The organism is Streptomyces sp. NPDC090022, from assembly GCF_044748145.1.
Taxonomy (GTDB): Bacteria; Actinomycetota; Actinomycetes; order Streptomycetales; family Streptomycetaceae; genus Streptomyces.
On sequence record NZ_JBIVFN010000015.1, the window covers coordinates 1 to 26081 of the forward strand.

Consider the following 26081-nt stretch of genomic DNA (forward strand, 5'->3'; position numbering starts at 1 on the left):
CGCCCCCACCCCATACGACAACGTCGGCCCTCAAGACCACAACCGGGTCTCGAAGGCCGACGTCACGCCAGGCCCCGAATAAACCAACAGCATCCCTCGCCGGGGGGCGGGGCCTTCCCGTATGCCTTGGTTAGGGTGTCACCCATGGTGAACGCAGAGATCGGCGTAATCGGCGGTTCGGGCTTCTACTCCTTCCTGGAAGACGTCTCCGAGATCCAGGTGGAGACGCCCTACGGGCCTCCCAGCGACTCCCTGTACGTCGGCGAGCTCGCCGGCCGCCAGGTCGCCTTCCTCCCCCGCCACGGCCGCGGCCACCACCTGCCCCCGCACCGGATCAACTACCGGGCCAACCTGTGGGCGCTGCGCTCGCTCGGCGTGCGCCAGGTGCTCGGCCCCTGCGCGGTGGGGGGCTTGCGCCCGGAGTTCGGCCCCGGCACGCTGCTCGTCCCCGACCAGCTGGTCGACCGTACGAAGGCCCGTACCGCGACCTTCTTCGACGGCTACCCGCTGCCGGACGGCACCGTTCCGAACGTCGTCCACACCACCTTCGCCGACCCGTACTGCCCGGTGGGCCGCACCGTCGCGGTCGCGGCGGCCCGCGCCCGCTCCTGGGAGCCGGTCGACGGCGGCACGATGGTCGTCATCGAGGGCCCGCGCTTCTCCACCCGCGCCGAGTCGCAGTGGCACGCGGCGATGGGCTGGTCCGTGGTCGGCATGACGGGCCACCCGGAGGCGATCCTCGCCCGTGAGCTGGGCCTGTGCTACACGTCGATGGCCCTGGTCACCGACCTCGACGCGGGTGCCGAGACCGGTGAGGGCGTCTCCCACACCGAGGTCCTCAAGGTCTTCGGCGAGAACGTCGGCCGACTGCGCGAGGTGCTCTTCGAGGCGGTGGCGGCGCTCCCGGCGACGGAGGCCCGCGACTGCCTGTGCACCCACGCCCACGACGGCTGGGACCTCGGCATCGAGCTGCCGTGAGGGGCCGCGCCGCGGCGGCGTAACTCACACGGGTACATCAGGGCCGCAGGAGGGATCACCTGCGCCGAAGGGGTCATATGCTCACGGCACCCACCCCCTCCCGCCCCAAGGAAGTGCCGCTTCCCCATGGCCCTGCAGCGACCTCAGACGCCCGCGCGCGCGGGGGGCCGGCCCGGCCTCGCGCGCGGCGACGCCTCCTTCCAGGACGACGGCCTCTCGCCCCTCGCGCGCACCCTCGACGCGCACATCCGGTCGCTGCCGGGCGGCGCGCACGTCAGCGCCAGAGGCCTGGCGCGGCGCTTCCCGGACGGCCGGCACAACATCGCGGCCGCGCTCGACGAGCTGGAGTCGTACGGCCACCTGGAGCGCTCCCAGGTCCGGCTCCCCAGCGGGCAGCTGGTCACCCGGGCCCTGTCGTACGTCGTCACCCGCCACCGGGGCGACGGCCCCGACCCGGGACCGCCGGACGGCTCCCCGCTCGACGCGGCCTGAGCGGCGCACCGCGCCGCACCCTCGGCCTTCGCCGCTCGGCTCCCGTCAGCCCTGGTACTCCGTGAGGTCGATCGCGTGGACCCGCAGCGGATACCGGTGGACCGGGTCGGCCAGCTCCCGGTCCAGGGTCATCCCCAGCTTGTGCAGGACGTTCTCGGCGGCCGAGTCGCCCTCGCGGCAGATGCTGATCACCCGCTCCAGGCCGCGGTCCTGGAGGGCGAACTCCAGGCTGGCGTGGGCAGCCTCGGAGGCGTAGCCCTGACCCCAGAAGGCGCGGCCCAGGCGGAAGGCGAGCGCGGCCTCCGGCAGGAACTCGGGGACGGTCAGACCGGTGAAGCCGACCAGCTCGCCGGTGCCCAGCAGTTCCACCGCGAACAGGCCGAAGCCCTCCTCGTCCCACTCCTCCTCGTACCGCTCGATGTCCTCGGCGGTCTGGTCCAGGTCGCGCGGCGAGCCGTCGTCGGTCCAGCGCATGACGGCGGGGTCGGCGTTGATCTCCGACAGGGGGGTGAGGTCGTCCTCCTGCCAGCGGCGGAGCAGGAGACGGGGGGTGAAGATCTCGGTCATGACACCCATCCTGCCCCCTCCCGGGGGCGGCGGGAGGTTGTCCACAGGCTGGGGATTGTCCACAGGGCCGAGCGGGATCACGGGGGACGGCGGATCGTGGGGAGCGTCCCGAAGAGGTCGGGAGGTTCTCACGAGGGGGGTGGGGGAAGTGTTCGACGCTTCTTCTCAGCACGTGCCGTCGACTCCGTCGGCGTCGTCGGCGTCATCGGCGTCATCGGCGTCGACTCCGTCCATGTCGTCAGGGCCGTCAGGGCCGTCAGGGTCGTCGACCACGTGTCCGCCCGCGCGGGTGGTGCCGGTGTTCCCGCCGCTGCGGGTGGGGCGCGGCGGCGGGCGGCTGCGCAGGGCGCTGCGGCGCAGGCGGCGGGTGGCGGCCGCCGGGATGGTGATGGCGGCGGCCGCGCTGGCCGTGGGCGGCGCCGAGGCGCAGGCGTCGCGGGGCGATCCGCCTGCGCCGCGGGCCGTCCGGGCCGCACCGCCCGAGCGGCTGGTGTCCGCACCGGTGCGGATCGCGGACGCGGCGACGGTCCGGCTGCTGCGGCCCGGTGACCGGGTCGACGTGGTCGCGGCGGAGCGGGACGGACCGCCGCGCGTGGTGGCCGCGGCGGCCCGGGTGGCCGAAGTGCCCCGAGCGGACGGGGGAGTTGAGGACGACGGCGGCGCGCTGGTGGTGCTGTCGGTGCCGCGCGAGACCGCGCGGGCGCTCGTGGGCGCGGGAGCCCTGACCCGGCTGGCGGTGGCGTTGTGCTGATTCGCACGAACGACCCGTCAAGTCAGCTGATCGCGTTCCTCGATTGGACAGCACGCACCCGGACTGCCGTAGCTTTCGGAACCGTTGACTCCACGTCCGTGATCCGAAGAGAGAGGCTGACCGTTGACGGAGAAGAAGGAGAGCGTGCTGGCGGGGTTCAAGGCGTTCCTGATGCGGGGGAACGTGGTGGACCTGGCGGTGGCCGTCGTCATCGGCGCCGCGTTCACGAACATCGTGAACTCCCTGGTGAAGGGCATCATCAGCCCGCTCGTCGGCGCCATCGGCACCAAGGACCTGAACAAGTACCAGTCCTGCCTGAAGGCCCCCTGCCGGACGAACGAGGCGGGCGACGTCGTCACCGGCGTCCCGATCCTGTGGGGTTCGGTCCTCAGCGCCACCCTCACCTTCGTGATCACGGCGGCCGTCGTCTACTTCCTGATGGTGCTGCCGATGGCGAAGTACCTGGCCCGGCAGGAAGCGCGCCGCAAGGCCAGGGAAGGTGTGCAGGAGACCATGGTGATCACCGAGCTGGAGGTGCTCAAGGAGATCCGCGACCTGATGGCGGCCCAGCGGGGCGGCGAGCAGAGCGGCGGCCGCACCGGCGCCCCGGTCTAGCCCGACGGGCCGGGGCCTGTCCGGCTCTACAGGTGGTGGGGCGGCTTCTCGTCGAGGAAGCGCGCGAGGTCGGCGGCGCTGTCGCCGGTCGCCGTCGGCCGCTCGCCCCATCCCCGGTCCGTGTCGTCCGCGGACTGCTGGTCCAGCGGGTCGCCGAAGTCCAGCTTGGGCATCGGCTGGGCGCCGGGCTTCGGCGACTGCGGACCGGAGGCGGGGGCGGTACTCATACCTCCAGGGTACGGCGGGCCCCACCCCGCCCGGCATGCCCGGCCCGCCCGGCATGCCCCGCGCGGCCCTGCCCGGCCCCGCGCGGCCCGCCCGGCCCCGGCCGGGGGGCCCGCGCCCCGCCCGGCCCCGCCCGGTCGCTGCTGCGCCGGTGGGGGTACCCGCCCGGGGTGGCCGCGCGCCTGCCCCGCCGCTCGCGGGGTGCGGTGATCTGCTGGGCGGTATGGCATACGTACCGATGACCGCGCGCAGCCGGGACGAGGCCCACCGGGCCGCGACCCCGCTGGAGCTGTTCTTCGACCTCTGCTTCGTGGTGGCCGTCGCGCAGGCCGGCCGGCAGCTGGTGCACGCGCTCGCCGAGGATCATGTGGCCGCTGGCATCACGGGCTACTTGTTCGTCTTCTTCGGCGTGTGGTGGGCGTGGATGAACTTCACCTGGTTCGCCTCCGCCTACGACATCGACGACGTGCCCTACCGGCTGGCGACCCTGGTGACGATCGCGGGCGTGCTCGTCTACGCGGCGGGGATCCCGCGCGCGTTCAACGACAACGACTGGACCGTCGCGGTCCTCGGTTACGTGGTGATGCGGCTCGCGCTGACCGCGCAGTGGCTGCGGGCGGCCGCCGGGGAGCAGGGCGCCGCCCGGCGCTGCGCCCTGACGTACGCCGCCGGGCTGGTGATCTGCCAGATCGGCTGGGTGGCGCTGCTCGCCGCTCCCGAGAGCAGCCGCCGGTGGCTCTTCCTGGTCCTGGTGGTGGCCGAGCTGATGGCCCCGGTGATCGCCGAGCACGGCTACCAGACGCAGTGGCACCCGCACCACATCGCCGAGCGGTACGGGCTGTTCACGATCATCGTGCTCGGCGAGACCATCGCGGCCAGCACCGTCGCCGTGCAGTCGGCGCTGGACGAGCACGAGGCGCTGGACCTGCTGCTGCCGATCGCGGCGGGCGGGCTGCTGCTGGTCTTCGCGGCCTGGTGGATCTACTTCGCCGTCCCCGTGCACGACCGGCTGCGCGGCAACCGCGAGGCCATCCCCTGGGGTTACGGGCACTACGTGATCTTCGCCTCGGCGGCGGCCATCGGGGCGGGCATCGAGGTCGCGGTCGAGCAGGCGGTCGGCAAGGCCCACATCTCGACGCTGGCGGCGAGCCTGTCCGTGACGGTGCCCGCCGCGCTGTTCCTGGCGTTCGTCTGGCTGCTGCACTCCCGCCACTTCAAGCGGGGCATGGCCCAGCAGCTGGTGCTGCCGGTGGCGTCGCTGGTGATCCTGGCCTGCGCCTGGACCGGGTCGCTCGCGGTGCTGTGGGCGGGGCTGGTGGCCGCCGCGACGGTGGCGGTGGGCGTGACCTTGACGCACCGCACGCGTTCTGTTCGTCAGGCGACCACGCACGAGGGAGTACGGCCATGACGTTCCCGGCACAGCGGTACGGCGGCCCCGCGGGCGCGAACCTCGCCGACCCGGCGTTCTGGCAGCTCCCTCCGGAGGACCGGCTGGCGGCCTTCGCACGGCTGCGGGCGCTGGACGGGCCGCAGTACTTCCGTGAGCGCCCCGCGGGCCGGCGCCGGCCCGAGCGCGGGCACTGGGCCCTGGTGCGGTACGCCGACGTCCAGGAGGCCAGCCGCAACCCGAAGGTCTTCGCCAGCGCGCCCGGGGTGACCACGCCGGAGCCGGCCCGCTGGGTGCGGGCCCTGTTCGGGGACTCGATGGTCAACCTCGACGGCTCCGACCACGCCCAGCTGCGCAAGATCGTGCAGCGGGCCTTCACCCCCCGCCTGCTCGCCGCGGCCGAGGCCGACATCCACGCGGTGGCCGCCCGGATCGTCGACGACGTGCTCGCGCGGCGGCCCGACGAGTTCGTCACCGCGGTCGCCTCCCGGCTGCCCCTGGAGGTCATCTGCAACATGATGGGCATCCCGGAGCACTACCGGCCCGAGATCGCCGACCGCGTCAACCACGCCTCCGAGAACATCGGCGTCGAGCGGGGCCTGGGCGCCCGGCTGCGGATCCCCGGGCGCGGCCTGCGCGCCCTGGCCAGGATGCAGCGGATGGTCGCGGGCATCGGGCGCGAGCGGCGCCGCAACCCCGCCGACGACCTGATCTCGGCGCTGGTCACCGCCGACGTGGACGGCCAGGCGCTGGGGGCCCGCCAGCTCGGCGCGTTCTTCGCGCTGCTGATGGTGGCGGGCGTGGAGACCACCCGGAACGCGATCACGCACGGGCTGGCCCTGCTGACCGACCACCCGGACCAGCGCGAGCTGCTGCTCTCGGACTTCGAGGCGTACGCGGACGGCGCGGTCGACGAGATGATCCGGCACTCGACGCCGATCATCCAGTTCCGCCGGACGGTGCGGGCCGGACACACCCTGGGCGGGCGGACCTTCGTCCCGGGCGACAAGGTGGTCCTCTACTACGCCTCCGCCAACCGCGACGAGGCGGTCTTCCCCGACCCCGACGCCTTCGACATCACCCGCTCCCCGAACCCGCACCTGGGCTTCGGGGGCGGCGGCCCGCACTTCTGCCTGGGCGCGCACCTGGCCCGGGTGGAGATGAAGGCGCTCTTCCGCGAGCTGCTCTCCCGCCCGCGCGAACTGCGCGCGGTGGGCCTGCCGGACCTGGCGGGCTCGAACTTCGACAACCGGGTCCGCTCGCTGAAGTTCGCGTTCGAGTGACCCTCACCTGAGAGCGGCCGGGGCGGACCGGCCACCGGGCAGGCTGGGAGCCCGGCGGCCGGAGCGGTCCCCCGGCGCGATCCGCGCGGTGCGCGCACGGCACACGACGCGGGAACGGCTACTTCTGCAGGCGCTGGACCGCCAGCACCGCGTGGGCGCTGCTGGTGAGGACCTCTTCGTCGGCTGCGAACGCCTGCAGGGCCTCCGCGCTCACCGGCTGCCCGGGCACGGCCTCCGGCCAGGCGCGCGTGGCGAAGAGGAAGTACACCTGCTCACTGTCGGCGGCCGCGGTCACCCACTCCGGCGGGGCGGTGCACCGGGCGTTGAGGCCGGGCAGGGTGAGCGCGATCTGATCCCCCTCGACCAGGACCTTCACCGGGAAGGCGTGGGGGTTGCGGGTGCCGTCGAGGACCACGTCACCGATCGGCAGCCCGAGCTCCGCCAGCAGACCGCAGGCGGCCTCCTCGCCGGCCTCACGGCCCTGCGAGCCGTCACCGAGGGTGTAGGCGAGGAGATACGGGATGTCGTGCCCGTCCTCGGGGTCGCCGATCCAGGCGAGCACCGAAAGGGTGCCGAGCCGGGACAGGTCGAAATCGACGTGAGTTGAAGTCATGCGCCGCACCCTAGCCGCCTTTCCCCCGGCCCTTTCCCGGCCTTTCACCCGGGCGGGCTAGACCGCCCAGAATCCCTCTCCGGAATTCGCCTGCATGTTCGCGTCCTGATACTGGAGCCGCACGATCGACGCGTTTTCCGGAATTTCGAACACCACCCAGCCCTCGGCCCGGTCACCCACCGAGAGGGAATCGAAGACAAGTGGTTTGCCGGTCGTCAGCTCACCGGTGGCGATCGAGGGGTAGCGCTTGCCCTCGCTGTCCAGCGCCCACATCTTCCCGAGGGAGCCGTACGTCGCGCCGCCCACGTTGACGAACGACATTCCGGCGCCCACCCAGCGCTTGCCGGCCGGCGGGGCGTAGTCCTTGTCCAGGCTGACCGCCGGGTCGACGTACGCGCTCAGCAGGACCTGCAGATGCCGCCCCACCTGGGCGCCGTGCACCCGTACGACCTCGCCCACATGGGCGTCCTTCGCCGCGCCGCCGGCCCGTACCGGTTCGTCGTCCGCGCCGGGCGCCCCGTCGTCGACCGGTACGGCCGGCACGGCGGCGGGGGCGAGGGCCGCGCCCTCGGAGGCGTCGGAGCAGGCGGCGGCGCCGAGCAGCAGCAGCGGCACCAGGGCCAGACCGAGCCCGCGGCGGAGCCGGGCGGGGAGCACGGGACCCCCGGCGCGGCCGGTGCGACGGGGGCCGGCGGGAGAGGGACGGACCGGGAGAGCGGCGGGAGCGGCGGGAGCGGGGTGGGCGGCGGGAGCGGGGTGGGCGGCGGACTGGCTCATGACGGATCCCTTCAGGGGGACAGATTCCGGCCAGTCTCACGCGGCCGAGCGGGCAATTGCACCCAACGACACGAGCGCGCACATCGAGATACCGCCGGATGACCAGCACAATTCGTTCCGGCGGATTTCCACCGCCACCGCACCCCCGGAGGATTCATGCGCATTTCCCCCCGCCGGCTGATGGTGACAGCGCTGTCCGCGCTGGCCGCGGCCACGGTATTCAGCTCTCCCGCGGGCGCCGGCGCCTTTGGCAATGAGATTGCCGTACTGCCGTACGGCCATATCTCGGACGAAGGCACCGTCACCCTCTACGGCACCTACCGCTGCGACCCGGTGTCACCCCATGGGGTACAGATCCAGGCCACCCTCGCCCAGGACGGCACCCGCCTCGGCTTCGGCGGCGAGGAGGCCGTCTGCGACGGCAACCAGCGCAAGTGGTCGGCGACGGGCTCGCTGAAGTGGGCCCAGGGCATCCAGCCCGGGCCGGCCGGCGCCGAGGTGCGCCTGCAGCGCGCGACGCTGGGCAGCTCCCCCTTCAACGTCCGCGTCTCCTACCTCGCGGAGCAGCACCGCAACATCGTGCTGAAGCCCGTCCACCACTGACCGGGACGCCACTGACCGGGACGCCACCGACCGGGACACCACCGACCGGGCCGCGCATCGCGCACCCGTCGTCCCCCGCGTGACGGTAGCCGCCGCTACCGGCACTCCGGCGCCACACCGACCACCGACATGAACGCCACCGTCTGGCACCCGGGGTCGGTGTGCGGGCGCCCGGTCGTCCAGTCCACGACCGTCGGCACGCCGGCGGCCAGCAGCAGAAGAGCGAGGAGCCCGGTCACGGCTCCCTTGCTCAGCCCCCGCACGGCTGATTCCGTTTCATACGCCGCATCATGAGCCCGATGTGCGCGAACGGCTACTCGAACCCCGGGCCCGCGCCCTCCGCGGGCGCGTTGAACTCGCACCACACCGCCTTGCCGTCACCACGCGACTCCACGCCCCAGTGCGAGGCCAGCGCGTCCACCAGCAGCAGCCCGCGGCCCGTGGTCGCCGCCTCGCCCGGGGAGCGCCGGCGCGGCCACACGCTGGAGCGGTCCTTGACCCACAGTCTGATCCGGCGGACCGGTTCGGGCAGCACCTCCATGGTCAGCACCGCGCCGCCGTCGGTGTGCAGCAGGGCGTTGACCAGGAGTTCGCCGGCCGCCAGCTCGACGTCGTCGGCGAGCTCCGGCACGCCCCAGTCGCGCAGCGCCTGACGCAGCGCGAACCGCGCCTCGGAGAGCCCCTCGGGGTCGGCCTGATGGATGTACTGGTGGATGCGCGGCGCGCGGTGGGTGCCCGGGTCCGGGGCGCGCCGCAGCACCAGCAGGGCCACGTCGTCACCGGAGCCCCAGCGCTCCCAGAGCCGGTCCAGCAGGTGGTCGGCGAGCGCGCCCGCCTCCTGGGGGCCGCTGCGCACCGCGTGGGCCAGCGCCTCCATGCCCGCCGTGATCGAGGCCGCCGGTTCCTCCACGAGCCCGTCCGTGCACAGCACGAGCGTCTCGCCCGGCACCAGGTCCAGCCGGGTCTCGGGGAAGTCCTCCTGCTCGAAGGCCGAGGCCAGCCCCAGCGGCAGGCCGCCGCGCAGGTTCGGCCAGCCGGTTCGGCCGTCCGTGTGCCGGATCAGCGGCCCCAGGTGCCCCGCGCGCACCGCCCGTACCCCGCCCGTCTCCAGGTCGACCTGGGCGTACGTGCAGGTGGCGAATCGTTCGGTGTCCAGCTCCGCCAGGAAGCGCGAGGCCCGCGCCAGCACCGTCGAGGGCGGGTGCCCCTCGCCCGCGTACGCGCGCAGCGCGATCCGCAACTGGCCCATGATCGCCGCCGCGTGGGTGTCGTGGCCCTGGACGTCGCCGACCACGATGCCCACCCGGTCCCTGGGCAGCGCGATCACGTCGTACCAGTCCCCGCCGACCTCCCGGCCACTCCACGCCGAGTGGTAGCGGACCGCGATCTCACCACCGGTGATGTCCGGGATCCGGCGGGGCAGCATCGCGGCCTGCAGGCCGGTCGCGAACTCCCGTTCCTGGTCGAACAGCAGCGCCCGCTGGAGCGACTGCGCCACGATGCCCGCCAGGCCCAGACACAGGTTGCGCTCCTCCGGGCTGAACTCGGTGCGCCGCCGGTAGAAGAGCACCAGCCCGCCGATCGCCTGCGCCTGCGCGATCAGCGGCAGGTAGGCGGCCGCGTCGAAGCGGATCCGCCTCAGGTACGGGCCCAGCAGCGGGAATTCGTCGGCGAGCGCCCGCAGCGAGGTGGTGAAGCGGGCCGTGCGGGTGATGACCGCGTGGGAGAGCGGCAGCGAGCCGTCCATCCGCGTGAACTTGCGCTCGCTGAGGATCTCCAGCGACTCCCCGCTCAGCGCGATGATCTTCATGGTGCCGTTCTCGACCAGGCCCAGCGCCAGCCCGTCCGCGCCCAGCCGCTCCAGCGCGCCCGCGCCCGTCAGGGCGGCGGTCACGTCGTCGACCGTCACGGCCCGCGAGAGCGCCTCCGTGGTCCGCTGCACGATGGTGGTCTGCTTGGCGCGGGCCGCCTCCAGCTTGCGCAGCAGGGTCGAGTGGGCCAGCTCGGCGGTCGCGTCCCGCACGATCCCCACGATCCGCCGCCGCCGGGCCTGCTGGTCGCGCAGGATCCGGCCCTGGGCGTGGGTCCACTGCTCCTTGCCGTCGCGCCGGCGCACCGTGAAGTACGAGCCGAAGGTGTCCTCGCCCGCGTCCAGCGCCGCCAGCACCGTCTCGCTCAGCCGTACGGTGTCCTCCGCCGGCACGCGCAGGCCCAGCCCTTCGGGGGTGCCGTCGAACTCCTGCGGCTCCAGGTCGAAGACCACCATGCCGGCCGGGTCGATGTCGAGGGTGCCGGCGTCCAGGTCCCACTCGAAGGAGCCCATGCCGTTCAGCGCGAGACGCTCCCCGGGACCGGTCGCCCGGGGCGCGCCGCGCGCTCCGGGATCCTCTTCCACGCGCCTCACCACCTAACGGCCGGGCCAGCACGGCCGGGAGACCAGCCGCTCCCACTCCTCGTCAGGATGCCCGGGGAGGGTGCGTCCGGCCTCCCGCCAGCGCGTGACGAGGGACAGGTAGATCGGGGCCGGATCGGCGTACGGGGCGGGCGGGGCCGGTGCTGCGTACGGCGGCCGGGCGGCGTACGGGGCCTGCGGAGCCGCGTACGGCGGGCGCGGGGACGGGCGCGGGGACGGCTGATCCGACGGGGGCGCCTGGTTTCCGTAGGGACCGGGCCCTCCGTACGGGTACGGGGCCGGCCGGCCGTACTGGTCCTGCTGCTCGTACGGGTCCTGCCGACCGTACTCACCGGGCCCGCCGTACGGTCCCGGCCCGCCGTGCGGTCCCGGCCCGCCGTGCGGTGGTGCCGGAGCCGCCGGCGGCGCCTCCGCGCGGCTGGCGGGAATGCGCACCCAGCCCCGGCCCTGTGCTCGCTCCGAGCTCATCGCGGACCCCTCTCACCGCAGATACGTCGTCGGCCGCCCGGCGACCGGGCCACCGCCCCGCGGGACGGCACCGGCGCCGGTGGAGCCCGCGAGCGGGCCCCTCGCGCCCAGGCGCCTTCGGACTCCTCTCACCAGTCTCCCCGCCGCGAAGCCCGCACCGTGTACGAATCGCATGGAAGGGCCGAATGAGGGAGCCGTCAACAGCCCGGCGAAGAACAGTCCCGGCCAGGACGACTCGAACCAGGGGCTCAGCTCCGGCGTACGGCTGCCCCCGACCGTCCGCAGCGCGGCCCGCAGCCCGGCGTCGAGCAGGCCCAGGCGCTCCAGGTCGGGGGTGAAGCCGGTGGCCGCGATGACATGGGCGACGTCGAGGACCACGGATTCCCCGGCGGGACTGGTCAGCCCCAGCCTGGTCCGGTCGCCGGCGGGCACCGCCCGGTGCAGCTTGTGCCCGAGCAGGGCCGGTACCCGGTGTTCGAACCGCTCCCGCAGCCACCAGGCGCCGGCCGGGCCGAGCGCGGTGGCCGCGATCCGCTCCCTGGTCGCCGTCGGCAGCCGGCGCACCGCCCAGGGCAGCTCCGCCCACGCCCAGCTGCGCCAGCCGGTCCCCAGACCGCTGTGCGGCGAGCGCAGGGCGCGCCGCAGGGGGCGGTCCAGAGGCTGCGGAACGGTGTTCCAGTTGAGCCTGGCGCGCCGCGCGACCAGGCAGGGCCGGGCGCCGGACTCGGCGAGCAGGGCGGCGGTCTCCAGCGCCGCCTGCCCGGCGCCGAGCACGGCGACGTCCTGGCCGGCGAACCGGCCCAGGTCCCGGTGGCCGCTGCTGTGCGAGAAGTGGTCCGGCGGCAGGCCGCGCAGGGCCTCGGGGTGGTTGACGAAGGGCATCACGCCCACGGCGAGCGCGACGGCGCGCGCCAGCAGGGGCGGGCCCTGGTCGGTGGTGATCCGGAACCCCTCCCCCTGCGGCGAGACGTGAGTGACCGTCACCTCCTCCACCGCGGGGCAGGCCCGGCGGGCGAACCAGAGCCCGTAGTCGCTGAACGCGCCGATCGGCAGCGGCCGACCGTGCTCGGCGGCCGTCCCCACGGTGCGGCAGTACGCGTGGAGGCCGTGGCGGCCGTCGGGTGCGGACAGGTTCGAGGCCCACGGCTCGGACTTGAGGAACATCCCCTCGGGCATGTGGTCCCGCCAGGAGGCCATCGGACGCCCCAGCACGCGGACCTCCAGCCCGGCCGCCGCCGCGTGCGCGGCGATCGACAGACCGTACGGGCCGGCGCCGACCACGACGAGATCGTCCGTGCGCCTCACGGGGTCCTCCTCCAGGTCTCGGTGGCCGTCCCGCTCAGGGGACGGACCAGGTCATCGGGCCACCAGCTCGTCCGGCTCGGCCGCCGGAGATGTCAGGTCCCGGCCGCGCTGCCGGGGCGCGCGCACCACCGCGCGCGCCGTGCGGCGCCCGCGCGAGGGAAATCCGCGCACGGCGCTCCACACCGCACGCGCCCCTTTGCGCGCCCCGCGCCCGAGGAAGGCGGCGATCATCGCGATGAATGGCCACAGATCATCCGCCGCAAACCACGCCGCCTCGATGCGCCCCCGCTCCGCGCGCCGCGCGCCCCGGACCGCCCCCGATTCCCGTTCTGCGCCACCCCGAGCCCGCGGTGCCCCGGCACCGGGCGCGCCCCGGGCCGGCCGGCGCGCCGGCAGCCCGCCGCGCACCGCGGACAGCAGGGCGTAGTTCTCCGCCACGAAGACCCGGCCGGGGCCGCCGGAGGGGGCGGGCACGTGCTGGTCCGTCAGGTCCAGGTACAGGGCCTGGACGACGTCCAGCCCGTCGGCGTCGGTGAACAGCCGGAACTGGGCGCCCGGCCGGGGGTTGAAGTCCACCAGCCGGAAGCAGCCGTCCTCGTCGCGGCGGAAGTCGAGGTCGAGGATCCCCTCATAGCCCAGCCGCGCGGCCAGCCGCAGTCCGGCCTCCTCCACCGCCGGGTCGGGCAGCCACCGGCCGACCGCCGTCAGTCCCGTACGGACCGGCCAGGACAGCTCCTTGCGGCCGGACCCGGCCAGCAGCGGGCGCCCGCCGCCGGTGAAGCAGCCGTGGAAGAACCAGTCGGTGTCGGGCCCGGCCGGCAGGAACCGCTGGAGCAGCAGCGCGCTGCCCGCCTCCGCCGACCGCTCGTAGAGCCGGCGCGCCTCGGCGGCCGAGTGCACCAGCGTGGTGCTGCGCAGCCCGCGGCCGGGCGGCAGCAGCCAGGGCCGGCTCCACTTGGCCACCACCGGCAGCCCCAGCCGCCACACCGTCTCGGCCGCCTCCGCCGCGCCGCCGGGCACCACCGTCTCCGGGTGCGGAATGTCCCAACGCGCGCACAGCCGCGCCAGTTCCGCCTTGTCCGCCACCCGCTCCGGCAGCCGGTCCGGTTGCCGGGGGATGCGGAACCTGCCGTCCAGGACGGGGCCGAGCCGGGCCACCGTGATCGCGCTCAGGTCGTCCATCGCGATGAGCACCGCCGGCCGCCCGATCCGCTCCGAGACCCCGGTCAGGCATTCCAGCAGCACCTCGGGCTGTTCGGGGTCCAGCCCGCCCGCGGGACCGGCGTGCACGGCGCGCAGGTACCGCGATCGCCCCATGGGACCTCCCCCGGCCTCGACGACGGCATGGACCTCCACGCCCTTGCGCCCAAGGGATCTGACGGCGCCGAGGGTTCCGTGGTGGAACGGATTGCGGTCGAGTCTGAGCAGAACGGCGGGCGTGGGACTGGCATACGCGTGCATGGGAACGCTGTCTTTCACCTAGTCGGACCAAGCGGAGTGTGTGTGCAGCTGCGAATGGCCTACGCAGCGGCGGCCGGACAGGCCATTCATCAGATCTGATGCCTAACGTCGTTCAGGAGCACCCCGATTCGGGAGGCCCGGGAGGAGACGCCATGCCCAGACCACGCCGCAGACTGACGAGCACCTGCATCGGCACGGTCGCGGCCGGACTGCTGGTCACGGGCGCCGCGCTCGCGACCCCGGACGAAGACGCCTCCACGGCCTCCGACATCGCGATGGGCGCCTACCTCGACTATGGGCCCGCCGGCGTGGCCCGGATCCCGTACCTGTCGAGCTGGCTGGGCGGCCGGGAGATCCGGGTCGGGCACACGTATCTGCCCGGGGACCTCTGGTCGAACATCGAGGGCGCGCCGGACTTCCTGGAGGACTGGGCGCGCTGGCGGCAGGCCAAGGCCGACCGGATGTTCGTCCTCAACGTGCCCATGCAGGAACGCAACGAGGGCCGGGTCCCCGACCACGAGGTCGCGCGGCTGATCCGGGCCGGCGCCGAGGGCCGCTTCGACCACCACTTCCGCACGCTCGCCGAGCGGCTGGTGGACCTGGGGGTCGAGGACACGGTCATCGTCCTGGGCTGGGAGATGAACGGCGTCACCTACACCCACCGCTGCGCGCCGGACCCGGAGAACTGGAAGGCGTACTGGCGGCGGATCGTCGCCACCATGCGGTCGGTGGAGGACCAGGACTTCAAGTTCGACTTCGCGCCCAACCGCGGCAAGGACGCCATCGGCTGGACCCAGTGCTACCCCGGCGACGACGTCGTCGACATCATCGGGATGGACTCCTACGACCAGGCGCCCGGCGACACGTTCGACGACCAGGTGGACCAGCCGTACGGACTCCAGGCGCACGTCGACTTCGCGAAGACGCACGGCAAAGAGATCTCGTACCCGGAGTGGGGGCTGTACCGGCGGGGCGACAACCCGGAGTACGTACGGCGCATGCTGCGGTGGATCGAGCAGCACCAGCCGCTCTACCACACCATCACCGACTACTGCCCGCACGGCGTGTGGCAGTGCAAGCAGAACCCGCGCTCGTCGCAGGTGTTCCGGGAAGCGCTGCGGCCCGCGCCGCTGCCGCGGCCGACGCCGCAGGTCCCGACCCCGAGCGTGCCCACCCCGGTGGTGCCGACGCCCCAGATCCCCACGCCCCAGATCCCGACCCCGAGCATCCCGACCCCGAGCATCCCGACCCCGAGCATCCCGGCGCCGACCCCGACACCGGTCCCCGCACCCGTGGTCCCGGCCCCGGTGCCGACCCCGACCCCGACACCCGCCCCCGTGGTCCCGGCCCCGATCCCGACCCCCACCGAGGTGCTCCCGAGCCCCGAGGTTCCGGAGCCGGCCCCGGCCCCGACGCCCACGCCCACCCCCGTGGACCCGACGCCGGAGCCGGCCGCGACCCCCACGCCGGCCCCCACCCCCACTCCCACACCCGCGCCCACACCCTCCGACGTGGCGCAGCCCACCCCGGGCCCGGCGACCGAGGCCCCGGCCCCGGCGCCCACCCCGGCCCCCACGCAGAGTCCGACGCCGGGTCCGACGCCCAGCACCCTGCCGACGCCGGAACCGGCCCCGACCACACCCGTCCCCAACAGCCGGCAGTGGTGCGTCCCGGTCAACTTCGGCGAGTGGCTGTCCAAGCTGCTCGGCAAGCAGTCCGTCTGTATCAGGTTCGACGTCGGCTTCGACCTCGGCAAGGACAGCCTCTGGCCGTTCTAGCAGGGTCATCGCACCCGCAGCTCGGCCAGCCGCGCCCGCCAGTCCCTGGCGGCCGGCAGCGCCTCCCGCAGCGCGCCCACCGCCCGCTCGCGCCCCGCCACCTGCGACTCGTGCAGCCGCAGCAGGGGTGCGAGCGCGGCCGTCGCCAGCAGGAAGCGCTGGTTGACCACCGTCTCGGGCCGCCAGTGGTTCTTGTACGGCTCGTTGCCGCGCAGGAAGCTCACCACCGGCCGGCCCTCGGCCAGCGCCCGCCCCGCCTCGTACCGCAGCAGCAGCGTGGCGACGTCCACCTTCCGCTCCCGCAGCTCCGGGTCGGCGCCGTACAGGTAGCCGCCGCTCAGCCCGGCCGACAGCAGGGTGACGTTGGCCGCGACGACCTTCCCCTCCAGCCGGAACTCGGTCAGCCGGCCGTCACCGTTGCGCACCATCCGCCGGGTGGCCCGGGTCAGGTGCTCCGCGAACCGCGGCTTGAGGTGCTCGGGGGTCACCCCGCGCCCGCGCCACTGCTTCTCGTGCAGCCGCAGCAGCGTCCGTACCGCGCGCGGCACCTCCTGCTCGGTGACCTCGTGCTCCTGAAGGCCCGCCGCGTCGGTCTTGCGCAGCTTGGCCCGCACCCGCTGGGCGCCGGCCGTCGGCATCCGCTTGACCAGCTCGTCGAAGGGCAGCGTGGGCAGCTCCATGCACGTGGAGTCGGTGAGCCGGCGCCGGACACCCGGCCAGTGCCGGTACAGCCCCTCGGCGGCCGCCCCCGGCCGCACCTCGCGCAGGTCGACGACGGCCCGCCGGGCGGCCCGGTGCAGCCCCCTGGCGAGGGCGGCGACGACCTGCTCCCCGTGCTCCTGGTCCACCAGGACGTCGAAGTAGTCGGTGATGCCCCCGCCGAGCGGGACGAGCCGGGGCAGCGGCCGGTGGACGAGCATCAGCGCGGCCGCACCGACCAGTACGCCGCCACGCCGCACGAGGACGAGCCGCAGCCGGCCCTCGCGGCCGTAACTCAGCCACCAGGAGTGCAGCCAGGCGTGGCTCTGGAAGGGGGTGGCCGTGGGGCAGGCCCGCACGAGCCGGTTCCAGGGTTCCTCCAGGGCGGCGAACTGGCGCGGGTCGCGGCACAGCGTCACCGACAGGGCACCGGCGGCACCCCCGCTCATCGCACGGACTCCTTCTCCTTCACGGAGCCCACGGCCGCGTCGCCGTGGTCGCCCTGGGCGGGCAGCGAGGTCACGAACTCCACAACCGGCTCCTGCTCACGCACCCGCTCGCGCTCGCGCTCGCGCTCCTGCTCGCGCACCGGCCCCCGCTCCTGCTCCAGCTCCTGCCGCCCGTCCCGGCGGCGGCCCCGGCCGGGCCCGACCAGCAGCCACAGGCCCCCGATCAGGCCGCCCGCGCACAGGCCGACGGCGGCGCTGATCGGGGCGGACGGGGAGGCGGGGTCGGTCGGGGTGACGGCCTGGTTGAACAGCAGCAGCTGCACACCGGTGTTCTTGGCGGCCTGATTGCTGCTCAGGGAGAGCGCGTCGGCGACCGCGTTGGCGATGTCGGCGGCCTGGGCCGGGCGCCCGGAGGTGCCGGTGATGGCGATCATCGGGGACTCGGGCGAGGTCTCCGCCCGCACCTGCGCGCGCAGCTGCCGCTCGGGGAGCCCGGCGCGCGGCTGGGCGTACGCGAGCGTGGAGCTGCTGGTCGCGATCCGGGCGTACGCCTGCGCGAATCCGAGGGCGGTGGCCGGTTCGGTGGTCTCGTCGGGGACGGCGACGACGTAGCTGGTGGCGGCGTACTCGGGGGCCTTGAGCACCCCGTACGTCCCGCCCAGCGCGAGCCCGAGCACGGCGCAGGCGGGCAGCGGCCACCACGCGGGCAGCCGCAGCCGGCCCCGCAGTCCGCCGCCGGCGGACCGGGCGCGGCCCTCCTCGGCGCGCTCGGCACGCCGCTCCGCGCGCCGCTCGGCCCGGCGCCCGGCACGCCGCTCGCCGCGTCCCTCGCCCCGCTTCGCCTCGGCGCGCGCCGCGTCCCCGGACTCCTCCCGCGGCTCGGACCCCGGCCCGGTGATGTCGGCCTTCTTCTGCTCCGTACTCGTGTCCTCGGTGCTCTGACGATCCGTGCTCGTGCGGTCCGTGCTCGTGCGGTCCGCGCTCGTGCGATCCGTGCTCTTGCGGTCGGCGGTGTCGGCCATGTGCGTGATCTCTTCCTCGTGGAGGGGTTCGTCTCGTTCGGCGCCCCCGCGGGGGCAGTTCTGGGGCGATCTGCGGTGCCGGACCGTCGGGGGCGGCGGCCGCGCGGTCAGGCCCGGCCGGCCGGGTCCGCCGGACGCGGCAGGTCCGGTGCGGGCCGGGACGGCCCGAGGGCCCGGGCGTACACGCCGAGCAACTGCTCGGCGCTGCGCGCGATGTCGTAGTGGCGCACCACCGGTGGCGGGGGCAGCCGGGTGGCGCCCGCCTCCATGTGGCCGCGCAGGGCGGCGACGAGTTCCTCGGTGCCGGTGCCGATCCGGCGGGCGCCGGGGGCCTGGGCGGCGGGCAGGTCGTCGATGGCGGGGCAGGTGACGTGCAGGACCGGCAGCCCGGCGGCGAGCGCCTCGACCACCGCGAGGCCGAAGGCCTCCTCGCGGGAGGGCGAGACGAACACGTCCATCGCGGCGAGCAGCGCCGGAATGCCCGGGGTACGGCCGTCGGCGCTGTCGCCCAGCGGGTCGCGTTCGCCCAGCAGGTGGATCCGGCTCTGCGCGCCGAGCTCGGCGGCCAGCCGGCGCAGCGCCGCCCGCTCGGGCCCGTCCCCGACGAGCAGCAGGTGCGCGCCGGGGAGCGCCGCGACGGCCCGTACGAGGACGTCGAACCGTTTGCCGGGGACCAGCCGGCCGACCCCGCCGACCACGAAGGCCCGTTCGGGCAGCCCGGTGCGCATCCGGGTGGCCCGGCGCACGCCCGCGTCGAAACGGAAGCGGACGGCCTCGATCCCGTTGGGTACGACGTGCACGCGCGCGGCGGGCACGCCCCAGCCGCGCAGCCGCGCGGCCACGGTGTCGGACACGGCGACGGTGGCCGCGCCCAGCCGCTCGCTGGCCAGGTACAGCGCGCGGACCCCGCCCGACAGCGGCCGGCCCTCGATCTCGCCCTCGCCCAGGGAGTGTTCGGTGGCGACGGTCGCCCCGACCCCGGCGAGCCGGGCGGCGAGCCGCCCGTACACGCAGGCCCGGTACAGATGGGTGTGCACCAGGTCGTACCGGCCGCGCCGGATGAACCTCACCAGCTTCGGCAGGGCGCCCAGGTCCCGGTTGCCCCGCATCCCGAGGTGCACCACCCGCACGCCGTCGGCGCGCAGCCCCTCGGCGACCGGCCCGGGGTTGGTCAGGGTCAGCACGTCGCAGCGCATCGGCAGGTGGCGCAGCAGCAGCCGCAGCTGCTGCTCGGCCCCGCCGACGCCGAGCCCGGTGATGATGTGCAGCGCTTTCACGTCCGGCCCGGACGCGGCGGGCACGGCGGACGCGGCGGGCACGGCGGACGCGGCGGGCACGGCGGAGGCGGCGGTCGCGTCGGAGGCGGCAGGCGCGTCCGGGGCCCCCGGGGCGGCCGGCGCGGTCACCGCCGCACCGCCCGGCGCAGCGCGTGCACCTGGTGGCGCAGCCGCTTGATCCGCAGCCGGCCCGGCCCGTCGGCCTGGCTGATGTGGGTGCGCGGCATGGCGTGCGGGCCGGCGAGCCGCCCGGGGTCGATGGCGCAGGCGTAGCCGTACCCGGCCGCGCGGGTGGCTTCGACGACCCGGGCGTCGAGGGTGCCGTACGGGTAGCAGAAGCCCTCGGGCAGCCGGCCGGTGATCTCCCGGAGCAGTTCGCGGCTGCCGCGCAGCTCCTGCTGGAGCACGTCGTCGGGCAGGCCGCTCAGGTGCTGGTGGAGCAGCCCGTGCGAGCCGATCTCCTGCCCGGCGGCGGCGACCGCGCGGATGCCCTCGGCGGTCAGCAGCGCCTTGCGCGGACCCAGCGGGTCCCACACGTTGTCCACGCCGAGCCGGCCGGGCAGCACGAACAGGGTGGCGGTGCAGCCGTGCCGGCGCAGCAGCGGCAGCGCCTCGGCGAGGAAGTCGGTGTAGCCGTCGTCGAAGGTCAGCCCGACCAGCCCGGCGCCGCGCCCGGCCGCGCGGGCGGCGCGCAGTTCACCGACGGAGACCCCGCGCAGCCCGCGGGCGCGCAGCCACAGCAGCTGCGCCTCCAGGGCCGCGGGGGTGACGGTGATGCCGTACGGGTCCTCGGAGGGGTCGGTGAACTCGGCGACCGAGTGGTACATGAGGACCCACGGGGCCGCGGCCCGGCGGCGGGCGGAGGGGGCCTGCGACGCGGCGGTGGCGTACGCCATGTCGGTGTCAGCGGACATTGCGGAACCTCTGGGTGATCAGGGTGGGCAGGGCGGTGACCTCGAGCGCCCGTATGGCCATGCCGGAGGCCCCGAACATGGCCGGGACCAGCAGGCAGCCGAGCGCGGCGCTGAGCAGCGGGTCGGGGATCATGGGTCCGGCGATCCAGCCGGTGGCGCAGGCCGTGACGGCGGCGACGGAGAGCCGGCCGAGGCTGATGGCGACCCGGCGGACCTGGATCGCGATGATCCGCGAGCCGAGCCCGGTGAGCAGCAGCACGGCCGAGGTGGAGATGCCGGCGGCGTTGGCGGCGGCGATGCCGTACGTGCCCCACCAGCCCACCGCGAAGGCCCCCGCCACGATGTTGACGAGCAGTCCGCAGCCCATGGCCAGGGCCGGGAACCAGGTGGGGCGGGCGGTGGAGAAGAAGGGCCGGGACAGCGCCCCGACCAGGCAGTGGCCGAGCAGGCCGATCGCGTAGACGCGCATCACGGAGGCCGTGGTGAGGGTGTCGGCGTGGGTGAACGCCCCGCGTTCGAACAGGACCTGGATGATCTGCGGGGCGTAGCCGATGACGAGGGCTGTGCCCATGAGGACGGCGAGGGAGGCCAGCGCCAGGTCCTGCTCGACCCGCCGCCGGGCCTTCTCGCGCTCGCCGCCGGCCATGGCCTGGGCGACGACGGGGAAGGTGACGGTGCAGATCATCAGGGACAGCACCATCGGCATCTGCGCGACCTTCTGCGCGTAGTTGAGGTGCGAGATGGCGCCGGGCGGCAGCGAGGCGGCCAGGAAGCGTTCGACGAGGACCTGCGACTGCCGGAAGACGGCGAAGAAGATGACCGGCGCGATCATCCCGAGCGCCAGGAGCGTGGGCCGGTCCCGGTCGCGCTGGCGGCGGCTGGCCCCCCGGGTCCGCGACGGCCCGAAGCCCACGTGCCGGACGAAGGCGGGCAGTTGGACGAGGACCATCAGCAGCCCGCCGCACGCCACCCCGGCGGCGGCCGCCCGCACCCCCCACACGGCGTGCAGGGCGATCATCGTGCCGATGATCCCGACGTTGTACGAGACGTAGATCGCCGCCGGGGGCAGGAACGACCGGTGGGCGCGCAGCGCGGCGCTGAAGTACCCGGCGATGCCGAAGGTCAGGACGGTGAGGGCGGTCAGCCGGGTGCACTGGACGGCGAGCCCGGGATCCGGCAGCCCCGGGGCCAGCACCCCGACGACGAGGGGGGCGGCGACGACCAGGACGGAGGCCACGGCCGCCAGGAACACCATCAGGCGCGGCAGCGTGGCCCCGACCAACAGCCGCACCGGGTCCTGGACCCGCGCCTCCTTGCGGGTCAGCCCGGCCCTGCTGGCCGCCCGCCGGGCGAGGGCGTGGCTGAAGGCGGGCACCATCAGCAGCGCCATGGCGTCCTCGATGAGCAGCGTGGAGGCCATCTCCGGGACGGTCCACGCGATGAGGAAGGCGTCGCTGTCGTGCCCGGCGCCGAACAGGTGGGCGATGGTCTGGTCGCGCACCAGCCCGAACACGGCGCCGGCGGCGGTCAGTCCGGCGGTGACGGCCGCAGCCTTGGCCAGGAACCGCCCCAGCGGCGCGGCCCCGCCCCCCGCGGCCCGGCCCGCACGGGCCCCGGTCACGGGCGCCGCCGCGGGGGCCCCGCCCCCGGATCCCGCCGCACGCACTCCACTCTCACGGCCACCGCCCCCGGACGCCACCCCGCGGGCCCCGGTCACGGACGGGCGGGCGGGCGGCGTACGCGGGCGGTCCGCCGGGGCGACGGCGGTGGCCTGAACGCGGGCGGGGCCCGGCCCGGCCTGATGGCCGGGGCCGGGCCGCCGGGCGCCCGTGAGGGGCGTCGTATCGGTCACCGGGTGGCCGCGCCCTCACGGGCCCGCCGGCCGCCCACCGGGACGGCGCCCTCACGTCCGCCCTCACGTCCGCCGTCACCGGGCCCCGTCAGGGCCCACCACGCGGCCATGCCGATGATCACTCCGGTGAGGACCGTCGAGGGGCCGCCGATGTCGGCGTACAGGAAGTCGGTCAGCTGCCAGATGAACAGCCCCGCCGCGATCAGACCGCAGTCGCGCATGCGCCGCGCCGCCGGGTCCGGGCGCAGGGCCCGGCGCAGGCCCGCGGCCAGCAGCACCGCCCAGCCGCCCGCCAGGGCCATCAGGCCGACCAGCCCCTGCTCGCTGAGGATCAGCAGGTACATGTTGTGCGGGGAGAGCAGCGGCTGGCGGATGTACGCCTGGCCCGCGCCCGCCGTGTCGCTGCCCGAGGACAGCCCCAGCGAGGAGTGCCCGTCCCGGTGCGCCGGGAAGCCCTTGAGGCCCACGCCCACCGCCGGGTGCTCGCTCCACATCGAGGAGGCGGCCGCCCACATGGTGTACCGGTCGGTGACCGACTGGTCGGGCGCCGAACCGACCTGGGTGATGGAGGTGAGCCGCTCGGCGACCATGTCCGAACCGACGCCGAGGCCGCCGACGAGCACCACGCCGGCCGCGACCAGCGCGCAGAGCACCTTCAGCGCCCGCCGCACGCCCGCCATCAGCATGACCACCAGCGCCGCGCCGAAGGTCGCGATCCACGCGCCCCGGCTGAAGGAGAGGACCAGCGGGAGGACGAGGACGAGCGCGCACGCCCCGGCCACGCGCCGGGTGCGCACGCCGGTCCCCGGCGCCAGCGCCACCGCCGTCGCCACGACCAGTCCGTACGCGACGACGGTGGCCATGCCCATGACGTCGCCGGGACCGAAGGTGCCCACGGCCCGGATGTCCTCGCCCTGGTACGAGGCGCCGGTGTGCGTCGCGTACTGCACGACCCCCACCGCGCCCTGGACCAGGGCCAGGACCACGAAGCACCCGGCCGCCAGCCGGAACTCCCGCGCGTCGCGCACCAGCAGCACCACGGCCGCCGGGACGAGCACGAACACCTGGAGGTAGCGCACGAAGCCGGGCAGCGCCGCGTACGGGTCCGCCGCGGTGACGGTGGCGACCGCCAGCCCGAGCGCCGGCACCCCCAGGACGGCCGCGCCCACCGGGGTCAGCCGGCGCACCTCGCCCCGCAGCGCCCGTACGGCGCAGACGAACACCAGCAGCAGCGAGGCCGCGTCGGCCGGCGTCACCTTGCCCGACGCGGTGGCGTCACCGGCCGGGAGCGGTGCGAGGAGCAGCAGGACGGTCGCGACGAGCGGGAGCAGCGGCCAGTGGCGGCGCAGCGGGCCCGCCCCGCCGCGGCCGGGGACCGGCGGGGGCGGGTAGGCGCCTGAGAGGGCAAGGGCCATGATCAGCTGCCTCCCAGCCGGAAGCGGAAGAAGGAGGCCGCGGTGCGGGCCAGGATCCACAGGTCCTGCCACAGCGACCAGGTGTCGATGTAGTGGTTGTCGAAGCGGGCCCGGTCCTCGATCGAGGTGTCCCCGCGCAGCCCGTTGATCTGCGCGAGGCCGGTGATCCCCACCGGCATCCGGTGCCGGGCCTCGTAGCCGGGGTGGATCGAGGAGAACTTCGCGACGAAGAAGGGCCGTTCGGGCCGCGGTCCGACCAGGCTCATGTCCCCGCGCACCACGTTCCACAGCTGCGGCAGCTCGTCGAGGGAGGACTTGCGCAGGAAGGAGCCGACCGCGCTCATCCGGCGGTCGCCGGCCACCGTCCACCGGGTGGCGGACTCGTGCTCGTCGGCGCGCAGCGTACGGAACTTCAACAGCGTGAACGGCCGCCCGTAGAGCCCGACCCGCTCCTGACGGAAGATCACCCCGGGGCCGTCGGAGACCCGTACCGCCAGGGCGCACGCCCCCATCACGGGCGCGGCCGCGAGCAGGGCGAGCGCGGCCAGGGCCGAGTCGATGCCCCGCTTGACCCAGCGCTCCGCCGGCCGCGCCGGGCGCGGCAGCAGCGGCTGGACGGCGAAGCCCCACAGGTGGTCGGCGGGCTGCGCCACCCGCATCCCGGTGATCTTCGCGGTGCCGACGGGGTCGGCGAGCCAGAGCCGGCAGCCGTGGTCGTGGAAGAGCCGGACCAGCGACGCGGTGTGCTCGTCGGCCTCGGGCGGCCGGGTGAACACCGCGTGCCGCACCGAGTTCTGGATGACGGCCCGCCGGATGTCCTCGTGGGAGGCGAGCACCGGCACGACCGCCGAGTCCTCGCCGGTGGCGGGCCCGGTGTCGGCGAGGCCGACCGGGCGCAGACCGTACTCGCGGCGCTGGTGCAGGGCGGCGGCCACCGCGCTCGCCCCGGCCCCGGGTCCGACCACGAGGGCGGAGGCGGGCCGGCGGACGGCGGAGCGGCGGCGCAGCAGGTGGACCAGGCCGCGCCCGGAGCAGGCGAGGACGAGCTGGAGGCAGGCGGCGGTGGCCAGCGCGCCCCAGCCGAGGGCCTGGCGCGGGTCGACGGCGGCCACGACGGCCGCGGTCACGCACCACAGGACGGCGGACCGGCCGGCCAGCGCGGGCAGTTCGAGCAGTGCGGAGGGCGCCAGCCGCGGCCGGTACAGCCCGGCCTGGGCGTGCAGCACGGCCAGCAGGACCGCGACGGGCGCGGCGGCCTCGCGCGGCAGGTCCAGGCCGGGCACGGCCGCCGTGGTCAGTACGGCGGCCAGCGCGTCGGTGGCCAGCAGCGGGACGGCGCTCTCGCGGCGGCGGACGCGCCGCGGCCGTACGGCCATACGGGCGGCGTCGGCCCGGGGCCCGCGCGGGGGGTGGATGGCGGTCACCGAGCGGCGGACGGCGGTGGTGGAGGCAGGACCCGCGGCGGGTCCGGCGGCGGGTGAGCCGCCGCCCCGCCCGGCGTGGGGTGCGTGTGCGCTGTCCATCGTCATCGGCTGATGCGCTCCTGGTTCAAGGGCTGGGGATCCCCGCGGCGCAGCCTGGGGGAGGGCCTGCCCAGCAGTTCGTGGTACAGGCCGGTGACCGCGTCCGTGGTCCGCCGTACGTCGAAGTCGGTCCGGGCGTGCTGCCCGGCCTGCTCCCCGAGCTCGGCGAGCAGCCGCGGGTCGGCGAGCAGCACGCCCAGCGCCTTGGCCAGCGCGCCCGGGTCCTCGGGCGGCACCAGGCAGAGCCGGCCGTGGCCGGGCGGCAGGCTCTCCCTGGCACCGCTGACGTCGGAGACCAGGACCGGGCGGCCGCAGGCCATGGCTTCCAGCGGGGCGAGCGCCATGCCTTCCCACCGCGACGGCAGTACAACGAGATCGGCGGCCCGAAGCCACGGTCGGATGTCGGCGGCGGCGCCCACGAAGAACACGCCCGGCGGGGCCGTACGCCGCAGTCGTTCGGCGTCCGGACCGTCCCCCACCAGGGCGAGCCGGGCCCCGGGGACCGTCGCGAGCAGCTCGGGCCAGGCCCGCAGCAGGACGTCCTGGCCCTTCTGCTGGCACAACCGTCCGACACACACGGCCAGCGGCCCCTCGCCCCGGAACCCGGCGGGCAACGGGAGCCCGGCGCGGGCCCGTGCCTTGTCGTGGACGGGGTCGGGGCCGCCGGGGCGGAAGTGGCCGAGGTCGACCCCGTTGCGGATCACCGACCAGTGGGCCGTGATCCCCTCGGACTCGCCCGCGCTGCGTTCGGCCTCGCTGACACAGAGCACCCGGTCGGCCCAACGGGCCCCGAACCGTTCCCATCTGAGGGCCAGTGCGGCCGTGGTACCGCCGACCGCGTCGAAGGACCAGGCGTGCGGCTGGAAGACGGTGGGCACCGCGCCGCGTACGGCCAGGCGGCCGGCGAGGCCGGCCTTGGCGCTGTGGGCGTGCAGCACGTCGGGGCGGACCCGGCGCACCAGGCGGGCGGCGGCGACCGTCTCGGCGGCCAGCCCCGGGCCCGGCGCGCGCGACGCCCGCCAGGTGAGCACCTCGGCCCCGGCGGCGCGGGCCGCCTCGGCGAGCTGCCCGCCGGGCGGGCAGCCCACGACGGGGCGCAGGCCCGCGGCGGACTGGGCGCGGACGAGATCGACGACGACCCGGGCGACACCGCCCTCCACGGGCTGGACGAGATGGAAGACGGTCACGTGTTCTGACACATGTTCTGACGGCAC

The 26081-nt window shown here is 75.1% G+C and carries 25 protein-coding genes; 8 read left to right on the forward strand and 17 right to left on the reverse strand.

Annotation, left to right across the window (positions count from 1 at the left end):
* Window positions 1–144 precede the first annotated feature (144 nt).
* Entirely contained in the window at window positions 145–978 is an 834-nt protein-coding gene (locus ACIPXB_RS23865; RefSeq protein WP_401453094.1) for an S-methyl-5'-thioadenosine phosphorylase, read from the forward strand.
* Between the two features lie 126 nt (window positions 979–1104).
* On the forward strand, window positions 1105–1470 hold the full coding sequence (locus ACIPXB_RS23870) for a hypothetical protein (RefSeq protein ID WP_401453096.1): 366 nt from the start codon (window positions 1105–1107) through the stop codon (window positions 1468–1470).
* A 45-nt stretch (window positions 1471–1515) separates the two neighbouring features.
* Here ACIPXB_RS23870 and ACIPXB_RS23875 read toward each other — a convergent pair whose 3' ends face one another.
* The gene (locus ACIPXB_RS23875; RefSeq protein WP_401453098.1) at window positions 1516–2037 is read right to left on the reverse strand and encodes a GNAT family N-acetyltransferase; all 522 of its coding nucleotides are present in this window, start codon (window positions 2035–2037) and stop codon (window positions 1516–1518) included.
* Window positions 2038–2335: 298 nt separating this feature from the next.
* On the opposite strand from ACIPXB_RS23875, the gene ACIPXB_RS23880 reads away from it, so the two are divergent.
* The gene (locus ACIPXB_RS23880; RefSeq protein WP_401453100.1) at window positions 2336–2788 is read left to right on the forward strand and encodes a hypothetical protein; all 453 of its coding nucleotides are present in this window, start codon (window positions 2336–2338) and stop codon (window positions 2786–2788) included.
* A 123-nt stretch (window positions 2789–2911) separates the two neighbouring features.
* Window positions 2912–3403: a large conductance mechanosensitive channel protein MscL gene (gene mscL, locus ACIPXB_RS23885; RefSeq protein ID WP_401453102.1), complete on the forward strand. Its 492-nt coding sequence runs from the start codon at window positions 2912–2914 to the stop codon at window positions 3401–3403.
* A 26-nt stretch (window positions 3404–3429) separates the two neighbouring features.
* Here mscL and ACIPXB_RS23890 read toward each other — a convergent pair whose 3' ends face one another.
* Window positions 3430–3630 carry a hypothetical protein gene (locus ACIPXB_RS23890; protein ID WP_401453104.1) on the reverse strand — a complete coding sequence of 67 codons (201 nt, stop codon included), beginning with the start codon at window positions 3628–3630 and terminating at the stop codon, window positions 3430–3432.
* Window positions 3631–3851: 221 nt separating this feature from the next.
* Here ACIPXB_RS23890 and ACIPXB_RS23895 point away from each other — a divergent pair, with 221 nt between their 5' ends.
* Window positions 3852–5036 carry a low temperature requirement protein A gene (locus ACIPXB_RS23895; protein ID WP_401453105.1) on the forward strand — a complete coding sequence of 395 codons (1185 nt, stop codon included), beginning with the start codon at window positions 3852–3854 and terminating at the stop codon, window positions 5034–5036.
* Complete coding sequence (locus tag ACIPXB_RS23900) at window positions 5033–6298, forward strand: cytochrome P450 (protein WP_401453107.1); 1266 nt, start codon at window positions 5033–5035, stop codon at window positions 6296–6298. Before ACIPXB_RS23895 ends, ACIPXB_RS23900 begins: the two co-directional genes overlap by 4 nt.
* A gap of 118 nt (window positions 6299–6416) precedes the next feature.
* On the opposite strand, the gene ACIPXB_RS23905 is transcribed toward ACIPXB_RS23900, so the two are convergent.
* Both ACIPXB_RS23905 and ACIPXB_RS23910 read right to left on the reverse strand, forming a co-directional pair.
* Window positions 6417–6911: a DUF5949 family protein gene (locus ACIPXB_RS23905; RefSeq protein ID WP_401453109.1), complete on the reverse strand. Its 495-nt coding sequence runs from the start codon at window positions 6909–6911 to the stop codon at window positions 6417–6419.
* A gap of 57 nt (window positions 6912–6968) precedes the next feature.
* The gene (locus ACIPXB_RS23910) at window positions 6969–7688 is read right to left on the reverse strand and encodes a hypothetical protein (RefSeq protein ID WP_401453111.1); all 720 of its coding nucleotides are present in this window, start codon (window positions 7686–7688) and stop codon (window positions 6969–6971) included.
* 156 nt (window positions 7689–7844) lie between these two features.
* Here ACIPXB_RS23910 and ACIPXB_RS23915 point away from each other — a divergent pair, with 156 nt between their 5' ends.
* Window positions 7845–8291, forward strand: coding sequence for a DUF6299 family protein (locus ACIPXB_RS23915; RefSeq protein ID WP_401453113.1), 447 nt, complete (start codon window positions 7845–7847; stop codon window positions 8289–8291).
* 95 nt (window positions 8292–8386) lie between these two features.
* Here the strand turns inward: ACIPXB_RS23915 and ACIPXB_RS23920 are convergent, their stop codons facing one another.
* The 5 genes from ACIPXB_RS23920 to ACIPXB_RS23940 all read right to left on the reverse strand — a co-directional run bounded on the left by ACIPXB_RS23920 (window position 8387) and on the right by ACIPXB_RS23940 (window position 13794).
* Window positions 8387–8530, reverse strand: coding sequence for a hypothetical protein (locus tag ACIPXB_RS23920; protein ID WP_401453115.1), 144 nt, complete (start codon window positions 8528–8530; stop codon window positions 8387–8389).
* Window positions 8531–8604: 74 nt separating this feature from the next.
* Window positions 8605–10686, reverse strand: a complete 2082-nt coding sequence (locus ACIPXB_RS23925) for a SpoIIE family protein phosphatase (RefSeq protein ID WP_401453117.1) — start codon at window positions 10684–10686, stop codon at window positions 8605–8607.
* A 12-nt stretch (window positions 10687–10698) separates the two neighbouring features.
* Window positions 10699–11172: a hypothetical protein gene (locus ACIPXB_RS23930; RefSeq protein ID WP_401453119.1), complete on the reverse strand. Its 474-nt coding sequence runs from the start codon at window positions 11170–11172 to the stop codon at window positions 10699–10701.
* Between the two features lie 12 nt (window positions 11173–11184).
* The gene (locus tag ACIPXB_RS23935) at window positions 11185–12477 is read right to left on the reverse strand and encodes an NAD(P)-binding domain-containing protein (protein ID WP_401453121.1); all 1293 of its coding nucleotides are present in this window, start codon (window positions 12475–12477) and stop codon (window positions 11185–11187) included.
* Window positions 12478–12528: 51 nt separating this feature from the next.
* Window positions 12529–13794, reverse strand: a complete 1266-nt coding sequence (locus tag ACIPXB_RS23940) for an ATP-grasp domain-containing protein (RefSeq protein WP_401453123.1) — start codon at window positions 13792–13794, stop codon at window positions 12529–12531.
* 296 nt (window positions 13795–14090) lie between these two features.
* Here ACIPXB_RS23940 and ACIPXB_RS23945 point away from each other — a divergent pair, with 296 nt between their 5' ends.
* Window positions 14091–15716 (forward strand): glycosyl hydrolase, encoded by a 1626-nt coding sequence (locus tag ACIPXB_RS23945; RefSeq protein ID WP_401453125.1) that lies wholly within the window; start codon window positions 14091–14093, stop codon window positions 15714–15716.
* A gap of 5 nt (window positions 15717–15721) precedes the next feature.
* On the opposite strand, the gene ACIPXB_RS23950 is transcribed toward ACIPXB_RS23945, so the two are convergent.
* The 8 genes from ACIPXB_RS23950 to ACIPXB_RS23985 all read right to left on the reverse strand — a co-directional run bounded on the left by ACIPXB_RS23950 (window position 15722) and on the right by ACIPXB_RS23985 (window position 26066).
* On the reverse strand, window positions 15722–16864 hold the full coding sequence (locus ACIPXB_RS23950) for a GNAT family N-acetyltransferase (protein WP_401453127.1): 1143 nt from the start codon (window positions 16862–16864) through the stop codon (window positions 15722–15724).
* Window positions 16861–17886, reverse strand: a complete 1026-nt coding sequence (locus ACIPXB_RS23955) for a hypothetical protein (RefSeq protein ID WP_401453129.1) — start codon at window positions 17884–17886, stop codon at window positions 16861–16863. The genes ACIPXB_RS23950 and ACIPXB_RS23955 overlap by 4 nt, the downstream gene beginning before the upstream one ends.
* Window positions 17887–17993: 107 nt before the next feature.
* Entirely contained in the window at window positions 17994–19163 is a 1170-nt protein-coding gene (locus ACIPXB_RS23960) for a glycosyltransferase (protein WP_401453392.1), read from the reverse strand.
* Between the two features lie 125 nt (window positions 19164–19288).
* Window positions 19289–20077, reverse strand: coding sequence for a polysaccharide deacetylase family protein (locus ACIPXB_RS23965; protein WP_401453131.1), 789 nt, complete (start codon window positions 20075–20077; stop codon window positions 19289–19291).
* Window positions 20067–21776 (reverse strand): murein biosynthesis integral membrane protein MurJ, encoded by a 1710-nt coding sequence (gene murJ / locus ACIPXB_RS23970; protein WP_401453394.1) that lies wholly within the window; start codon window positions 21774–21776, stop codon window positions 20067–20069. Before murJ ends, ACIPXB_RS23965 begins: the two co-directional genes overlap by 11 nt.
* Window positions 21777–21925: 149 nt before the next feature.
* Window positions 21926–23344 carry an O-antigen ligase family protein gene (locus tag ACIPXB_RS23975; protein ID WP_401453133.1) on the reverse strand — a complete coding sequence of 473 codons (1419 nt, stop codon included), beginning with the start codon at window positions 23342–23344 and terminating at the stop codon, window positions 21926–21928.
* A gap of 2 nt (window positions 23345–23346) precedes the next feature.
* Window positions 23347–24873: an exopolysaccharide biosynthesis polyprenyl glycosylphosphotransferase gene (locus ACIPXB_RS23980; protein WP_401453135.1), complete on the reverse strand. Its 1527-nt coding sequence runs from the start codon at window positions 24871–24873 to the stop codon at window positions 23347–23349.
* Complete coding sequence (locus tag ACIPXB_RS23985) at window positions 24870–26066, reverse strand: glycosyltransferase (protein WP_401453137.1); 1197 nt, start codon at window positions 26064–26066, stop codon at window positions 24870–24872. Before ACIPXB_RS23985 ends, ACIPXB_RS23980 begins: the two co-directional genes overlap by 4 nt.
* Window positions 26067–26081 lie beyond the last annotated feature (15 nt).

What these genes read in the sequence shown, in the direction of transcription:
- ACIPXB_RS23865 (WP_401453094.1), top strand. Translation starts at nt 145, where the DNA reads ATGGTGAACGCAGAGATCGGCGTAATCGGCGGTTCGGGCTTCTACTCC.
- ACIPXB_RS23870 (WP_401453096.1), top strand. Translation starts at nt 1,105, where the DNA reads ATGGCCCTGCAGCGACCTCAGACGCCCGCGCGCGCGGGGGGCCGGCCC.
- ACIPXB_RS23875 (WP_401453098.1), bottom strand. Translation starts at nt 2,037, where the DNA reads ATGACCGAGATCTTCACCCCCCGTCTCCTGCTCCGCCGCTGGCAGGAG.
- ACIPXB_RS23890 (WP_401453104.1), bottom strand. Translation starts at nt 3,630, where the DNA reads ATGAGTACCGCCCCCGCCTCCGGTCCGCAGTCGCCGAAGCCCGGCGCC.
- ACIPXB_RS23895 (WP_401453105.1), top strand. Translation starts at nt 3,852, where the DNA reads ATGGCATACGTACCGATGACCGCGCGCAGCCGGGACGAGGCCCACCGG.
- ACIPXB_RS23900 (WP_401453107.1), top strand. Translation starts at nt 5,033, where the DNA reads ATGACGTTCCCGGCACAGCGGTACGGCGGCCCCGCGGGCGCGAACCTC.
- ACIPXB_RS23905 (WP_401453109.1), bottom strand. Translation starts at nt 6,911, where the DNA reads ATGACTTCAACTCACGTCGATTTCGACCTGTCCCGGCTCGGCACCCTT.
- ACIPXB_RS23910 (WP_401453111.1), bottom strand. Translation starts at nt 7,688, where the DNA reads ATGAGCCAGTCCGCCGCCCACCCCGCTCCCGCCGCCCACCCCGCTCCC.
- ACIPXB_RS23915 (WP_401453113.1), top strand. Translation starts at nt 7,845, where the DNA reads ATGCGCATTTCCCCCCGCCGGCTGATGGTGACAGCGCTGTCCGCGCTG.
- ACIPXB_RS23930 (WP_401453119.1), bottom strand. Translation starts at nt 11,172, where the DNA reads ATGAGCTCGGAGCGAGCACAGGGCCGGGGCTGGGTGCGCATTCCCGCC.
- ACIPXB_RS23940 (WP_401453123.1), bottom strand. Translation starts at nt 13,794, where the DNA reads ATGGGGCGATCGCGGTACCTGCGCGCCGTGCACGCCGGTCCCGCGGGC.
- ACIPXB_RS23945 (WP_401453125.1), top strand. Translation starts at nt 14,091, where the DNA reads ATGCCCAGACCACGCCGCAGACTGACGAGCACCTGCATCGGCACGGTC.
- ACIPXB_RS23950 (WP_401453127.1), bottom strand. Translation starts at nt 16,864, where the DNA reads ATGAGCGGGGGTGCCGCCGGTGCCCTGTCGGTGACGCTGTGCCGCGAC.
- ACIPXB_RS23955 (WP_401453129.1), bottom strand. Translation starts at nt 17,886, where the DNA reads ATGGCCGACACCGCCGACCGCAAGAGCACGGATCGCACGAGCGCGGAC.
- ACIPXB_RS23965 (WP_401453131.1), bottom strand. Translation starts at nt 20,077, where the DNA reads ATGTCCGCTGACACCGACATGGCGTACGCCACCGCCGCGTCGCAGGCC.
- ACIPXB_RS23975 (WP_401453133.1), bottom strand. Translation starts at nt 23,344, where the DNA reads ATGGCCCTTGCCCTCTCAGGCGCCTACCCGCCCCCGCCGGTCCCCGGC.
- ACIPXB_RS23980 (WP_401453135.1), bottom strand. Translation starts at nt 24,873, where the DNA reads ATGACGATGGACAGCGCACACGCACCCCACGCCGGGCGGGGCGGCGGC.